10 protein-coding genes are annotated in these 15,616 nt (G+C 42.5%); 5 read left to right on the top strand and 5 right to left on the bottom strand.

The features are described from left to right. The first annotated feature begins 9 nt into the window (after window positions 1-9). Window positions 10-213 carry a hypothetical protein gene (locus V7K50_RS28290; protein WP_334695633.1) on the top strand — a complete coding sequence of 68 codons (204 nt, stop codon included), beginning with the start codon at window positions 10-12 and terminating at the stop codon, window positions 211-213. 63 nt (window positions 214-276) lie between these two features. Here V7K50_RS28290 and V7K50_RS28285 read toward each other — a convergent pair whose 3' ends face one another. From V7K50_RS28285 to V7K50_RS28270, 4 genes are all read right to left on the bottom strand, one after another. Next, window positions 277-3,789 (bottom strand): NB-ARC domain-containing protein, encoded by a 3,513-nt coding sequence (locus tag V7K50_RS28285; protein ID WP_334965972.1) that lies wholly within the window; start codon window positions 3,787-3,789, stop codon window positions 277-279. 222 nt (window positions 3,790-4,011) lie between these two features. After that, entirely contained in the window at window positions 4,012-5,379 is a 1,368-nt protein-coding gene (locus V7K50_RS28280; RefSeq protein WP_334965970.1) for an efflux RND transporter periplasmic adaptor subunit, read from the bottom strand. Between the two features lie 253 nt (window positions 5,380-5,632). Then, window positions 5,633-9,010 carry an efflux RND transporter permease subunit gene (locus tag V7K50_RS28275; RefSeq protein ID WP_334965968.1) on the bottom strand — a complete coding sequence of 1,126 codons (3,378 nt, stop codon included), beginning with the start codon at window positions 9,008-9,010 and terminating at the stop codon, window positions 5,633-5,635. A gap of 6 nt (window positions 9,011-9,016) precedes the next feature. Further along, complete coding sequence (locus V7K50_RS28270) at window positions 9,017-9,571, bottom strand: PadR family transcriptional regulator (RefSeq protein ID WP_334965966.1); 555 nt, start codon at window positions 9,569-9,571, stop codon at window positions 9,017-9,019. A 788-nt stretch (window positions 9,572-10,359) separates the two neighbouring features. Between V7K50_RS28270 and V7K50_RS28265 the strand changes: the two genes are divergently transcribed. The 4 genes from V7K50_RS28265 (at window position 10,360) to V7K50_RS28250 (ending at window position 14,478) form a co-directional block, all read left to right on the top strand. Then, entirely contained in the window at window positions 10,360-10,599 is a 240-nt protein-coding gene (locus tag V7K50_RS28265; RefSeq protein ID WP_334965964.1) for a hypothetical protein, read from the top strand. 301 nt (window positions 10,600-10,900) lie between these two features. Further along, window positions 10,901-11,731 carry a PD-(D/E)XK nuclease family protein gene (locus V7K50_RS28260; RefSeq protein WP_334965961.1) on the top strand — a complete coding sequence of 277 codons (831 nt, stop codon included), beginning with the start codon at window positions 10,901-10,903 and terminating at the stop codon, window positions 11,729-11,731. 548 nt (window positions 11,732-12,279) lie between these two features. After that, on the top strand, window positions 12,280-13,722 hold the full coding sequence (locus tag V7K50_RS28255; RefSeq protein WP_334965959.1) for a sensor histidine kinase: 1,443 nt from the start codon (window positions 12,280-12,282) through the stop codon (window positions 13,720-13,722). A gap of 81 nt (window positions 13,723-13,803) precedes the next feature. After that, window positions 13,804-14,478 carry a response regulator transcription factor gene (locus V7K50_RS28250; protein WP_334804085.1) on the top strand — a complete coding sequence of 225 codons (675 nt, stop codon included), beginning with the start codon at window positions 13,804-13,806 and terminating at the stop codon, window positions 14,476-14,478. A gap of 79 nt (window positions 14,479-14,557) precedes the next feature. On the opposite strand, the gene modA is transcribed toward V7K50_RS28250, so the two are convergent. Continuing rightward, entirely contained in the window at window positions 14,558-15,355 is a 798-nt protein-coding gene (gene modA, locus V7K50_RS28245; RefSeq protein WP_334965958.1) for a molybdate ABC transporter substrate-binding protein, read from the bottom strand. Window positions 15,356-15,616 lie beyond the last annotated feature (261 nt).

Here is a 15,616-nt window from a genome sequence, read left to right as displayed (position 1 = left end):
GGGCAGCTAGTGTATTTAACTCCAAAAAGCAGTTTATTTTTGGGTGGTTCTTGTGTAAGTGCGATCGCCGCCGTCGGTTCGATTTTTGAACTCGGTTATGGACACCCAGATTTTGGTGTCGCAGCCACGGCAATTATCCTGGTATTGAGCATTCCACTCACCGGATTATTTTTCTTTGCCGCAGTTAAGGATGCAAGGGCTAACATTAAATAAGCATCAGGTACATAAAAAAGGTAAGGGAATGAAGCAAAAAGGCAAAATTCATTCTTTTACCTTTTATTTTTGCTCTCTATTTTCCACTGCACCTAAAGCTTTCAGCGTTACTAACTGCGCTGCGGTTAACCCTGTAACCCCGGTGATATTCATTTTTTCGTAGGGTTTTAGCGATCGCAATGTTTTTAGGCAATCACCCGTCATGACATCCCAAAGCTTAATTGTCTCATCTTGGCTACCACAAATCAGGGTTTGACCATCGGGACTAAAGGCAACTGACTTTACCCAATTAGCCCCCTGCAAAGTTTTAACACACTTGCCATTATGGACATCCCATAATTTTACGGTTTGGTCTTCACTAGCACTAGCTAAAATTTCACCATCGGGACTAAAGGCAACTGACCAGACTCTATTACTATGTTCTGGAAAATTTGTCAAGCATTTGCCATTATGAACATCCCATAATTTTACCGTTTGGTCATCACTACCACTAGCCAAAGTCTGACCATCTGGGCTGAAAGTAATTGACCTGACGCGATTGCTATGTCCCTGCAAAATTTTGATACATTCTCCCGTAGAGATATCCCATAACCTGATTTTTTGGTTTTCACTGCCACTAGCTAAAGTTTGACCATCGGGACTAAAGGCAACTGATCTTACCCAACTGGTATGCCCTTGCAAAGTTTTGAGGCATTTTCCCGTGTAGACATCCCATAATTTCACCGTTTGGTCGTCACTGCCGCTAGCTAAAATTTGACCATCAGGACTGAAGGCAACTGACCTAATTCTATTAGTATGTTCCTGCAACCTTTGCAGGCATTGTCCTGTTTGAACATCCCATAATTTAATTGTTTGCTTTTCACTGCCGCTAGCTAAAATTTGACCATTAGGACTGAAGGCAATTGACCGTACCCAACTATTATGCCCATCCAAAATTTTGAGGATCTGATCGTTACGGACATCCCATAATTTCACTGTTTGCTTTTCACTGCCACTAGCCAAAATCTGACCATCGGGACTGAAAGCAACTGACCTTACCCGATTGGTATGCCCCTGCAAGGTTGTTAAGCACTCACCATTATGGACATCCCATAACTTCACCGTTTGGTTTTCACTACCACTAGCCAAAGTCTGACCATCGGGACTAAAAGCAACTGACATTACCCGATTGCTATGCCCATGTAAGTTTTTCAAACACTCACTTTTACGGACATCCCATAACTTCACTGTTGGGTCGTCACCACCGCTAGCTAAAATTTCACCATCGGGACTAAAGGCAACTGACCAGACTCTATTACTATGTCCCTGTAAGGTTTTCAGGCACTTTCCATTATGGACATCCCATAACTTCACCGTTTTGTCGTCACTGCCACTAGCTAAAATTTGACCATCAGGACTAAAAGCAACTGATCTTACCCAATTACTATGTCCCTCCAAGGTTGTCAAGCACTCACCACTGCGGATATCCCATAATTTAATTGTTTGTTTTTCACTGCCACTAGCTAAAGTTTGACCATCGGGACTAAAGGCAACTGACCTGACTCGATTAGTATTCCCCTGGAAAGTTTTGAGGCATTTTCCGGTGTGGACATCCCATAATTTTACTGTTTGGTCTTCACTACCACTAGCCAAAGTTTGACCATCGGGACTGAAGGCAACTGACCTTACCCAATTACTATGTCCGTGCAAAGTTGTCAGACAATTACCATTTCGGATATCCCATAACTTTACTGTTTGGTCATCACTGCCACTAGCTAAAGTTTGACCATCGGGACTGAAGGCAACTGATTTTACCCAACTGCTATGTCCAGTACAGGTAAAAAGTAGCTTTCCATCGTCAACTTGCCACAGGTAAGTCTTGCCATCAGCGTCACCCGTCGCCAAAAGTTTTCCATTGGGGCTAAATGCTACTGACGAAATACTAACTAATGTTTCTGCAAAAACGGATTTAGCTAAATCAGCATTGGCAAAATTCACTTGATGCAAATTCACGCTTTGTAAATATGCTTGCCAAATAGTTAGATGAGAAAAGTCGTAGCCGCTTAAATCAGTTTGGAGTTGACAAAGGATATTTAGCAGATTTCCACCCGCGTATCCTACTGATTGTGGAACCTGTTGCAATTGCAATAAAATTTGCGATAGATGATTTTCGAGATTTTGAGAATATCTAAAAGTATTTGATAACCTATCTATAATTGGTTGAATAATCAGAGTGATTTGAGTGTTTCTAATATAATCTTTTGCGGTAGCTTCCATTAAAGCATGGCTGATAAATAGTCTAATTTCACCTGTGGTAATTTCGTGACAAACCTCTTCAATTAATCGGTCGATCATATACTCCATTACCACAGATTGGAGGGTGAAAAGTGCTGTTCTTTGTTCAATTAGCGATCGCCTCCGTAAAGATTCTAGCGCCTCCAGTACTTCCCTTTTGGGTAATGGACGCACAATATCATCTAGCAATTCATCCAGAGAAACCAACTCGCGCTTGATTGCTAGCCAGTAAATTATTTCTTTTTCGATCTCTGACAACCGCTCAAATTGCTGATCTAGTAAATTCCGAGTGTCGCCAAAAATAATCTCACCTTCAGCAAGAAAGGCAGCGATATCACCAGCAAACAACTCTCGAATTGGCTCAGAGACTAGCTTTAATGCCAAAGGATTGCCGGAATACTTCTCAATTAGCTTGCCCCATTCCTGTTGTAATCCAAATAACCCCTTATCTTGGAGAATTTCTTGCCCTTCGGTTTCTCCTAAGCCGACTAAGGATAATGTTCTAACTGGTGATGCTTCTCCTTCTAAAGGAGCAAATTCTTTGGGTTTTTCCCGAGATGTCAGCACCAAGCAGCTTTGATGTGTTTCTTCCCCTACCCGTCTCAGTAGTTGACCATAATCTTCATATTCTGGTTTATAGTGTCCGGCGCGATCGCCTGATTGTAAAATTGTCTCTACATTGTCCAATACCAAAAGACAACGACGCGATCGCAAATAATTAATCAGCAGCGTGACTCTCGCATCTACGGTTTCTGGCAAATCTGTTTCCCTGCCATCAGATAAAAATCCAATCAGGTTTGCCAACATCTCTGTCACAGGTGGCGCATTGCGGAGACTTCGCCAAATCAAATACTCAAAATTCCCCTGAACTTCCTTTGCCAGTTTCACAGATAAAGCAGTCTTGCCAATTCCTCCCATTCCCAATATTGCCACCAGTTGGCATTTATCCTGGATGAGCCATTGCGTGAGCTGAGACAATTGTGCTATGCGTCCATAAAAAACGCAGATTCCAGGCGCTTGTCCCCAATCTTGGTGGTTTTGGGTAATCTTCTGTGAAGATGCTAGATACTCAGACTCAATAATTTGCTGTAACTTAGTGAGCTTACCTGGTCCGCTACCACTAACATCAAATTTTTTGTAAACCTCGCTTAATCTTTTGCGTACTGCTTCGGCGCTGATTGCCAATTCTTTAGCGATCGCATTTGGCGGTTGTCCCTGAACAGCATATAACAACACCTCGATCTCGCTGCTAGACAAGCACCGTTTTTCGGCTAAAGCCAAAAGAACGTTTTCAGGAACCATACTCAGACCCAGACTCACTACACACCAATATTATCTCACTGTGTGAGATAACATTACTGTTAATAGGTTATCCCCTCAATATCAGGACTTATATCATGTCCGCTTGATTAAACCCGAATAACCCCACCCCGCCAAAGCTGCGATTTTGCTCCCCTCCCCGCAGGCGGGGAGGGGTTGGGGGTGGGGTTCTTTTCTTAGGGGCAATTCATGAATTGCCCCTACCTAATTTGTTTGTGTAACAACTGGCTTCACGCGTAAACCTTCTATCTCATCAACCGTAGGAGTGGCAATGAGCGATTCTTTCCCTGTCAAACCTGATGTAATTTCTACTTCAGTACCATAATCTCGCCCCACGGCAACTTTTTGATAATGCACTTTTTGGTCTTTAGTTACAATTGCTACTTGCGTACCTCCACCATTAACGACTAAGGCACTATCTGGTATAACAAAGGGTGGATCGTTGCGATTAATGGCAAATTTGACATTAGCATACATCCCAGGTCGCAGCGTCGCGTCAGAATTTTGCACTTGTAATTGTGTCAGCAAAGTGCGAGTGGTTGGATCTATAGCGTTGCTAGTACGCACTACTTTACCCGTAAACACTCGTTGGGGTAACTCTCTGACTGTAATTTGTGCTGTTTGTCCAGTCTGAAGCGACTGTGACAAACTCTGTGGAACACTCACATTCACCTTTAGATTGTCATAAGCAGCAATAGTATAAAGGCTGGTATTGCTAGTATTGCTGTTGCTGGTACTGATGCTACTAGTAGTACTGGTGCTACTATTACCTGCTGAAATTAAAACACCTGTATTGACGTTACGTGCGGTAATTACTCCGGCAAAGGGAGCAGTGACTTTCTTATAAGATTGTAATACGGTATTACGCTGGAAGTTTGCTTGACTTGCGTAGACGTTAGCTTCTGCGGCTTTGACGCTGGCAGAGTTAGAACTAACAGTGTTTTGTGCTGCCTCAACGTTGGCAATATTAGCCTGATATGTGGCATATTTTGTATCTGTATCTTGTTGAGCGACTGCACCTTCCTTGACAAGGAATTGCCAGCGATCCCAGCTTTGACGTGCGATCAATAGATTAGCGCGGGCTTGCTTCAAATCAGAAATACCTTTAGCTAAATTGGCGCGACTTTGAGACACATTGGCTTGTGCTTGCACTAACTCTGCATTTGCTTGCAGAACTTGCTGATCGGTGTCTGGTGAGTCAATCTCTGCCAACAACTGACCGGCTCGGACGCGATCGCCAATATCCGCGTACCACCGCCGCAAATACCCAGTACTGCGAGCGTAGATGGTCGTTTGATTAAGGGCTACAACACTGCCAGGTAGTTCCAATTTGGTACTAGCAGTAGCGCGAGTGGGAGTGAACACGTTGATTGAGGGGATGGTGCTTGCTTCCTTGACTGCTGCTTGTAATTCTGACCTCTGGTTTAACCGGGGCAGAATACCTATGGCTAGTAGGCTACCAAAGAAAACAACACCAATTACAGCCCAACCAATTCCACCGATACCGCGCTTTTGTTTTCTAGAAGTTGCTTGTTGTTCAGAATCAGAAGATGGAGGATGCTGAGAATCCATAGGTAAACCGTTCCATATTATCTAGTTTGCAGAAATTTAGCAGCTAGAGTCATTACCATCATTGGTTTTGACAATTTTGTTCTTTGTATGTAATCTGTCCGAATCGCATACTTTAACTTGAGTTCGACAAGTCTTATTTGACCTCTTCCCCAGCCCTTCTCCATTTCGGAGAGGGAGGCTGGGAGGGAGAGGTTCATTATCCAGAACCCTTGGTAGGCACAATTCAGGAATTGTGCCTACGTTATTTTCACTCCTATGATTTGCCTTGAGATGATGACAACGAGTAGGCTGTCACTGGATCTGAGAAATTTAAATCGTCATCATCCTCATCAATCGGACGAGGTGCTTGACGGCGCATAATGCTGTATACGACAGGTACAAAGATCAGAGTAGCGACTGTTGCAGCTGACAAGCCACCAATTACAGCCCGACCCAAAGGTGCATTCTGCTCACCACCTTCACCCAGTCCCAGAGACATTGGCACCATCCCAATCAGCATGGCTAAGGCAGTCATCAACACCGGACGCAACCTTGTATAGCCCGCCGCTAACGCTGCACCATAGGCACTTTTACCTTCTACACGTTGCTCATTAGCAAAAGTGATCATTAAAATACTGTTTGATGTCGCTACACCGATACTCATAATTGCACCCATTAACGAAGGGACACTAAGAGTAGTGCGGGTAACAAACAGCATCCAAATGATCCCAGCTAAGGCGCTTGGTAGTGCCATCATAATAATCAGGGGATCGAGCCAAGATTGGAAGTTCACCACCATTAAGCAGTAAACCAACACAATTGCAAATATAAGTCCTAAACCAAGTCCCAGAAAGGAAGAGTTCATAGTTTGCACTTGCCCGCGAATATTTATCTGACTTCCCTTTGGCAATTTTTTCTGATAATCAGCAATGATTCGATTGACATCGCTAGCAACTCCCCCAAGGTCACGACCAGAGGAGTTAGCGTAGATATCGAAAACTGGCTGAATGTTGTAGTGATTGACAACTTGCATCACTGTGTCGCGTCTAACACTAGCCAAATTACCTAAAAGTTGCGGTGCAGTTTGACCGTTGCCAACTGGTGTACTTTTCAGGCTGTCAATAGAGTCAAGTTTATACTGGGGAACTTGTACAGCCAGGGTGTAACTCACGCCTTTTTTGGGATCGAGCCATTGGTTGATTGCAGCTTGACCGCTTGAACTTAAGGAAGTGAGGACGCTATTGGCAACATCACGCTGAGTCATACCCAATTGTTGAGCCTCGGTGCGATCGACATCAAGACGTAATTTGGGCGCATCGACAACTTGCTGGAGATGTACATCTACAGCCCCAGGAATGCGCGTCATCCGGTCGGCGATTTTTTGGGCAATTTCAAAGTTGGCTTTTGAGTTTTTTAGAGGGCCAGATATTTGCACGTCAACAGCAGCAGGTAAGCCAAAATTGAGAATTTGAGTCACAATATCAGCCGGCTCAAAGAAGAAGGTATAGCTGGGAAATGTCGCTTTCAATTTCTGGCGGAGTTCCTTGACGTAAGAAAAAGTTGCACCAGATTCTTTTAGGGATACAAGAATATCAGCATCAGCCGACCCAATTGTGGCACCGTTGTAGCCATAAGTAAGGTTAATGCCACTGGTGGGTAAGCCGATGTTATCCAGAATCAGAGCGAGATTATCTTTTGGTACAGTCTGGCGGATAACGTCTTCAACTTCGCTGATAATTCTTTCTGTCTCTTCTAAACGAGTACCAGGTAAGGCTCGAACATGGAGGCTAAATTGACCACCATCGACTTCCGGGAAAAAGTCTTGACCAACGAAGGGTAACAAAACTCCGGCACTGACGATAAATGCACCAAATAGCACAAAGACTATCCGGCGGTGATTTAATGCTGAGTTCAGGACGTTGTAGTACCAACTGCGAAATTTCTCAAATTGTCGGTTGAACTTTTCGTGTAGCTGCCATATCCAATCTTTCTTTACAGGTTTGGCAGTTTTGGTTGTTGTCTCTTCTGTTTGGTGATGGTTGTCGCTACCATTGTTGTTTTGAACTGGCGAATCTAAATGATGGCTGTTGTTACCATTATTGTTTTGAACTGGCGGATCTAGATGATGGTTGTCGCTACCATTATGATTCTCGCTTTCTCTATGCCAGTCCACTTCGTGTGGTAAAAGATAACTTGCCATCGTCGGTACTACAGTCCGAGATAGCACATAAGAAGCAAGCATCCCAAAGACTACCGCCATCGCTAGGGGGACAAATAGATACTTTGCCACTCCACTGAGAAACACGACCGGCACAAAGACAATACAAATACATAATGTGGCTACAAGTGCTGGAGTGGCGATTTGTTGAGCGCCATCTAAGATTGCTCGCTTGATTGCTTTACCTTGTCCGAGATTTCGGTGGATATTTTCAATTTCTACTGTGGCATCATCTACGAGAATCCCAACAGCTAAGGATAAACCACCTAATGTCATGATGTTGAAAGTTTCTCCCAAACGACTCATGACAATAATCGAAACCAGCATTGACAGGGGAATTGATACGGCTACAATTACAGTGCTGCGCCAACTTCCCAGGAAAATCAAAATCATCAACGCGGTAAGACAGGCTGCAATCAATCCTTCTTTGAGAACGCCTTGAATAGAAGCTTTCACAAATATAGATTGATCAAATAAAAACGCTAAATTCAGTTCTGGGGGCAAGGTGGATTGGATGCGAGGCAAAGTTTTTTTGACTCGCTCAATCACATCAATTGTTGAGGCATTGCCACTCTTAAGAATACTAAGTAAGCTCGATCGTCTGCCATTCTGCCGTACAATATTTGATTGCACACCAAAGCCATCTCTTACCTGTGCGACATCACGAATAGAAATGATCGTACCATTAACTTGTTTAATGGGTAAGTCGTTGAGGGCTGACACCACATCTGGACTATTATTTATTTGGACAGCGAAATCGCGATCGCCGATCTTCATATCACCTGCCGGCAATACCAAATTTTGGGCACTGACAGCATTAGTCACATCTTGAGCAGAAACCCCATTAGCCAACATCGCTTGGGGATCGATATCAACCATAATTTGCCGAGGTTTACCACCATAGGGCAGAGGTACACTCGCTCCTTGCACTGTTGCTAATTGGGTACGGACGAAGTTGGTAGCATAGTCAAAGAGCGCTTGTTCTGGCAAGGTTTTGCTACTAACACTCATCTGGATAATCGGCACCGAAGAAGCGTTGTATTGAATGATGAATGGCGGTGTAATTCCCGGTGGCAAAGGGCGGAGAATTGTTTGGCTAACAGAGGTAATTTGAGCGACAGCTGAGGCGATATTAGCGTTGGGTTGGAAAAAAACCTTCACGACACTAACACCACTCAAAGATTGAGATTCAATGTGTTCGATGTCACCAACGGTTGTTGTCATGGCGCGTTCGCTAATGGTGACGATTCGCTGCGCCATTTCCTCAGATGTAGTACCTGTGTAAGTCCAAACTATGCTGACAACCGGAATGTTAATTGCGGGAAAAATGTCAACTGGTGTACTAAATATTGTGACTACACCCAGGATCACAATCATCAAAGCTGCGATCGCGAATGTATAGGGAAGACGTAAAGCAATTTTGACGATCCACATAGTTAGTTAGGATACTTCAAAAGTTTTGGATGTTAATGGCGTTTGAGCTAATTGGAGTTGTTCTGTTTGGAGTTGCTCAACTAGCCACTCAATCTCCGATTGGATCACTTCAATTGCACGCTTTTGCAATTTCGCTCGATATAAATCATCAGTAATTTCAAGTGCTTTTTTCTCTACCAGGCGTAACCGACATGACATCAATCGATGTTCAATTAACTGCACTCGTTCTTCAGGTAATAAATAACCAAAGAAAAAAAATTTGATTAAGAACCGCGATCGCGCATTCACCCAACTTTCATGAGGATATGCCAACATCTCTTGATACCAAGTTTTTTTGCCAAGGGGTGTAATTTGATATACCTTTCCACACTGGCCACCTTCTTGTACCTCTTCCCCACATAGCATCAGTTGCTCTTGTTCTTCCATACGTTTGAGAAGCGGATAAATCCCGCCATAGTTGACACAAATACTGCAACTCATAAACATCTCTAGTTGCTGCTTGAGCCGATAACCATTTAATGGCTCTCGCTGTAAGAGACCTAATACTGCCAGCTTCAGCATTTTGCTATATCAATCTGATATGTTAACCAACCATATCAAATAGAGTCTTTTTAGCCAAGTACTTAAGGTTCAGTTATCAGACTTTTTTGTGGTGTTGCAGGGAGTGGGGAGACCTAACCCCCAGCCCCTTCCCTACTAGCGTTGGGGAGTAAGATTCAAAGCCTCTCGACCCTTGTCTGACGACAGGCTGACGCCAACGGGGAGAGGTTTGGAGAGGGGTCAAAGTAAACAAGAACCGCTATAGTCATCAATACCGGCCAAAGGTGAGCATTCATTATGGCGACTTCGAGCAGGTTTGTAGTATTTTATGCTATTTCAATAATTTTCTTGAGAGTTTCCCTTGACCTCAGTAACTTAGTTACTTTATAGTGAGTATAACAGCTAAAACCACGGTGACTTAGTAAGGTTACGGGTGAATAAAAGAAACTTAGTGAGTAAGAGATCAAGGCAAAGGCTGGAAGTGTAAATTCTGAAAAAGGCAAGTAGACAAATTGCCTGTAGGAATTTCGAGGGTTCAATGCACGTAGTGTGTATTCTCTGCGATTACGGGCATTGAGCGCCTAATTTTGATATCCAGATTGCCCTGGGAATTCATCAAAGAGCTTAATTTTTCACGATCTGCAAATATCAAGACCACCCTCGTTGACATTCCCACTCCATTCAGGAGTAGGACTGTTGTGTACCTTGACTTGGTGTGAGTAAAGCTGTGGGCATTAGCTGTTTCCTTAGTGTGGTCGGGGGAGCGCGATCTGCTGCCTAGATTCAACTTTCAAAACAGGAAAAAAACTATGAAACCCAGTCTTAAAGACAACGATAGTCTGCTGTTTAAGTGGTTTTGTCAAGGACTAAAATATTTTCTGCTGGTGCTGCTCGGTCTTGCAGTAGCCCTTGTTGTGTTTCACACTTTTGGGGCTAATGCGATCGTTGGGATGCTTTTATCCGAAACTCTACGGTTATGGGTTGAGAGGATCGCAATTTTCTTAATCTGTCTATTTGCGATCGCTATGATTCTTGAGTCTTGCAGTTAATCGCAGGGGCACAGCAATCTGACTTTTCACGGTATCTGGAAAACCTCACTTCTATTTCTCTCTCCTAAAAGGAGAGAGACTTTGAATTTTCCCCCTTCCCGCGTCGGGAAGGGGGTTAGGGGGTTAGGTTTTTCGTGCGCTTTTCCACATAACGTGAAAAGTCGGGAAGGGGGTTAGGGGATGAGGGCAAGTTTAGAACCCTTACTAAACCTAACTTATACGTTAAGTTGACACCAATAAGCATTGCTGTCCCCACCGTGTATTGCTTCCATTGGAGAACCGCCATAGCTAAAATAGAAGAATGCTGTCAACTCCGACTCAACTACTGCGACTGTCTCAAGGACAACTCAACTTACTAGAAACTTGTCCGCGTAAATTTCAACATACTTACTTAGAAAAACTCAATTCGCCCTCAAATCCAGAACAAGAAGAACGGCTAACTTTGGGTAGTCGCTTTCACTTGCTAATGCAGCAGCGAGAAATGGGTTTACCAATTGATAGTTTCCTGCAAGCAGATGCTCAACTGCAAAGCTGGATGCTCGGTTTTGCCGATGCAGCCCCAGAAATCTTAATGGCTGCATCTGATAATCAAACTTTCCGTGAAAGTGAACACTACCGCACCTTGCAAGTTCAGGACTATTTGCTAACGGTTATCTATGATTTATTGATTGCAGATAACCAACAAGCACAAATTATCGACTGGAAAACTTATCCGAAACCACCCAATAAACGCAAGTTAGAATCCAACTGGCAAACACGGCTTTATATGTATGTATTGGCAGAGACTAGCGACTATTTGCCAGAAAAGATTTCTATGACTTACTGGTTTGTCCAATCTGAGGGTAAACCGCAAAATATTAAATTTAATTACAACACTGCTCAACACACACAAACAGCAAAGAAACTTAATCAACTATTAAGCCAGTTAACTAATTCGTTGGAATCTTACCAAAATAACCAGCAGTTTCCTCAAGTGGTGGAGGGTAGCAAAATCTGTGATTATTGTCAGTTTGCCAAAAGGTGCGATGCCTACGGCGGTAAACCACGCATCCAAGAAACTGAAGAAGCAGTGAAAGACTCATTGCCAGATTTTGACAGCATTCAAGAAGTCTCACTCAACCCCATACATTAGTGGATGTTTGTCAAGTCCAATAAGGTATAAATAAATCACAACGGGCTACGCCTACGCGTCCAACAATTCGTGCCCGTAAACCTGATAGTGTTGCTAATGAAGTGGTTCTTAATCTTCTAGTAAATGAATCTAAAATAACTGAGGATCAACCCCCAATTTAACAAAAGTTAGGAGTGAATGATGAATTTTAAGGTAATTCTCATCGGAAATTAATTTAATTACTAGTAAATGCATTTAGATTATTAATTAGACAAGTATTTGCGGAGTTGACAAGACAATGAAATAAAAATATCTAGCAATCTTTTGGGAATGGCTGCACTTTTCACTGTCGGTATGCAACAGAGGTAAGTTCAAATCAGCTAGAACTAAAGATGTAGCGGTTAATAGTAACTTTTTATTTAGCAGGTTTATTTTTTATCAAGCCTTAGGGACTGACAACATGAGCGCTCTAAATCTGGGACAGGTGGGGACACCCATCCCACAAAAAATCTGGGATGTTTTTTTTATTTGTCAGTCCCTTATTAAACACCTCAAGCGTAACCAGAACAGTGAAGCAAGTTATAAAAGTTGGGATAAATATAGACCCATTTTCCTTACAGTCACGCCTCACGGTTGGTATTGGAGCATTTTCAGCTTTGGTATTAGGTAGCCTCGCTACATGGACTAGTTGGAAAATGCAGCAAATTTTAGTTGATAGTCATAAATATAATATAGAGCAAATTGCCAAGCGTTTGCCGCAAGATGTGCAAATTTATAGTGAAATGATGCAACCTGAAACTGGATTGCAAAAGGCTATTAATAATTTGTCAAATACCAACACATTATTGTGGCTCAAAAACCCTGATAATAAGATTCTAGTAAAATCTGCAACTTTAGATTTATTATCTGATACTACTGTAGATGAGTTAATGTCCCTGACTAAAATGCCGATTAAACCACAAGTTTACAAAGTAAATGAAAGGTACTTTGTTTTATGTGGTAGTTCTGTGCAAGTGCAGGGTAAGTTACTGGGTGAGTTATTTGTAGTCAAGGATATTACCCACGAACAGAGAATGTTTGTGGTAATGGTACAGAGTTTAGCTATCACTAGCGTTTTGGCAATCATTGTATTAACTGCTGCGATCGCATTCTATATTAAGCGTTCTCTGCAACCTCTGCGCCAGCTAAATCAAATGGCTTCTGTGATTTCGGCTGAAGATTTAGGACAAGCACAGCTATATCTGGATAATGCACCCAGTGAAGTTAAAGAACTAGCTCAAACCTTAACCATGCTGTTATCGCGTCTTTCCCAATCATGGGAGCAAGAGCGGGAATTTGTGAGTAATGTTTCTCACGAATTACGCACACCTTTGACAATTGTACATGGTTATTTGCAAAGTGTCTTGCGAAGACAGAATAACTTAACCCCAACTCAACAAGAAGCTTTAGAAACTGCGGCATCAGAAGCGGAACGTACTATCCGTTTGCTACAAGATTTACTTGATTTAGCACGGGCAGATAGCGGTTACTTATACTTTCAAATGAAATCTTATGTGCTGAATGACTTGGTTGAAGAAGTTGTGATGATGGCAGAAAAATATAGCGATCGCACAATTACAATCGAGTCAAAAACTTACCCAATTGAGGTAAAAGCAGACTATAGTCGCTTGAAACAAGTGTTATTAAATTTAATTGATAATGCAGTTAAGTATTCTGAAGCTGATACACCCATAATTTTTAAGTTAAATCAGCTTCAAGACAAGGCAATTATTCAAGTTTGGGATCAAGGTTATGGCATTCCTTTGCAACAGCAAGCGCGGATATTTGAGAGATTTTATCGCATAGATGAATCCCGCTCTCATACTACTGGGGGTTGTGGTTTGGGTTTATCCATTGTCAAGACACTTATAGAAGGTATGGGAGGTAGTGTCAGTGTACAATCCAAGTTGGGGGAAGGGAGTACGTTTACAATCACTTTACCCACATATATCGCAATCCTGAATCATTCGTGAGAAAGAAGATCCCCGACTTGGTAAAAGTTGTCGGGGATCTGCGGGTTGCAATTCTCACATTACCCGCAAGAGCCTGAAAATATGACAGCACACATTCTTTTGGTGGAAGATGAAGTCAAACTGGCGCGATTTGTCGAATTAGAACTTAGTAGCGAAGGATACCGAGTAAGTGTAGCCCATGATGGCATCGCTGGCTTAACTTTAGCGCGAGACTCATCACCAGATTTAGCGATTCTGGATTGGATGCTACCAGGCTTAACAGGTTTGGAAATTTGTCGCCGTTTGCGAGCAACAGGTAGTACAGTACCTGTGATTTTATTGACAGCAAAAGATGAAGTGAGCGATCGCGTGGCAGGATTAGATGCAGGAGCCGATGATTATGTAGTTAAACCCTTCAGCATCGAAGAACTACTAGCTAGAATTCGCGCTCATCTCCGCCGCACCCAAGAAACAGACGAGGATTTATTGCAATTTGAAGATTTAAGCTTAAATCGCCGTACTCGTGAAGTATTTCGGGCGAAACGAAGCATTGAGTTAACAGCAAAAGAGTTTGACTTATTAGAATATCTCCTTTCACATCCCCGTCAAGTTTTTACTAGAGACCAAATTTTAGAGAAAGTTTGGGGTTACGACTTCATGGGTGATTCTAATATTATTGAAGTTTATATTCGTTATTTGCGAATCAAGTTAGAAGAAAATAATGAAAAACGTTTGATTCATACTGTCCGTGGTGTAGGCTATGCACTCCGGGAGTAATCATACTGAAAACTCTCAGAAATCTTAAGCGGCTCCAGCCCTATAAGAAGGGGTGAAGCCGCTTACTACAAAGCTTTAATTATTCACGCACAATAAACCCATATTTTTTGAGTACAGTTTTGACTTGACTGCCAGATAGAAACTGCACAAATTCCTTAGCAGCAGAAGTATTTTTACTGCTTTTAATTATTGCTACTGGATAGACAATTGGCGAGTGAAACTTATCATCAGCCGCGACTACGACTTTGACCTTGTTGGAAATTTTGGCATCAGTGGCATAAACTAAACCTGCTTCGGCATTACCACTTTCTACTGCTGCCAAAACTTGACGCACATTGTTAGCAAAGACCAATTTTGACTTCACCCGATCATAAAGTTTCAATTTTTTTAAGACTTGCTCACCATATTGACCGGCGGGTACACTTCTGGGTTCACCGATCGCAATTTTTTTAATCTTACTATCTGTTAAATCGTAGAAGCTAGTGATGCCAACAACATCCTGAGCCACAATCAAGACTAGACGGTTATTTGCCAAGTTAGTACGGCTACTTGGTAGCAACAGTCCTTTTTCTTCCAAGGCATCCATTTGCTTTTTGCCAGCAGAAATAAAGATGTCTGCTGGCGCACCTTGCTCAATCTGTTGCTGCAATGCACCAGAAGCCCCAAAGTTATAACTAATATTGATATCTGATTTACTTTGTTGGTACAAAGGCTTAATTTCTTCCAGCGCTTCTTTTAAGCTAGCGGCTGCGGACACGAGGATGTTGGTGTTTGACTGTGCTATTACAGGAGAAGGACTAACCAATGGTAAACCAATTGCTAGCAGCAAGCCAGCAACTGCTACACCCAGGAAGCCAAAAATTTGTCTTCTTTTCATAGAAAAGGCGTTTGTAAGGTTTCTTGCATAAAATTGATGCTAGGTAAAATAGTATCAATAATACCAAGATTTGCCCAACTTTATCGGTAAAGCTATTCCTAGAGTACAAATTTCTGGCGTTGCTGATTGCGGGATGAAAAATAATTTTGCGTTATTTCAAAATTCTTGTAGAGACGTTGCATTGCAACGTCTCTACATCCAAATTTATAAGCTGTCGCGCATTTAATTTGCACAACTAGGGTGGGCAACATGAGCGCTCTA

Origin of the sequence: Nostoc sp., assembly GCF_036917135.1 — a bacterium.
Taxonomy (GTDB): Bacteria; Cyanobacteriota; Cyanobacteriia; order Cyanobacteriales; family Nostocaceae; genus Nostoc.
Note: the sequence above shows the minus strand (reverse complement) of the source record. Positions and strands in the feature narration are given on the sequence as shown.

Excerpts from the sequence above, each read along its gene's own strand:
- V7K50_RS28270 (WP_334965966.1), bottom strand. The coding sequence starts at position 9,571 with ATGCTGAAGCTGGCAGTATTAGGTCTCTTACAGCGAGAGCCATTAAAT.
- V7K50_RS28265 (WP_334965964.1), top strand. The coding sequence starts at position 10,360 with ATGAAACCCAGTCTTAAAGACAACGATAGTCTGCTGTTTAAGTGGTTT.
- V7K50_RS28250 (WP_334804085.1), top strand. The coding sequence starts at position 13,804 with ATGACAGCACACATTCTTTTGGTGGAAGATGAAGTCAAACTGGCGCGA.
- V7K50_RS28285 (WP_334965972.1), bottom strand. The coding sequence starts at position 3,789 with ATGGTTCCTGAAAACGTTCTTTTGGCTTTAGCCGAAAAACGGTGCTTG.
- V7K50_RS28275 (WP_334965968.1), bottom strand. The coding sequence starts at position 9,010 with ATGTGGATCGTCAAAATTGCTTTACGTCTTCCCTATACATTCGCGATC.
- V7K50_RS28280 (WP_334965970.1), bottom strand. The coding sequence starts at position 5,379 with ATGGATTCTCAGCATCCTCCATCTTCTGATTCTGAACAACAAGCAACT.
- modA (WP_334965958.1), bottom strand. The coding sequence starts at position 15,355 with ATGAAAAGAAGACAAATTTTTGGCTTCCTGGGTGTAGCAGTTGCTGGC.
- V7K50_RS28260 (WP_334965961.1), top strand. The coding sequence starts at position 10,901 with ATGCTGTCAACTCCGACTCAACTACTGCGACTGTCTCAAGGACAACTC.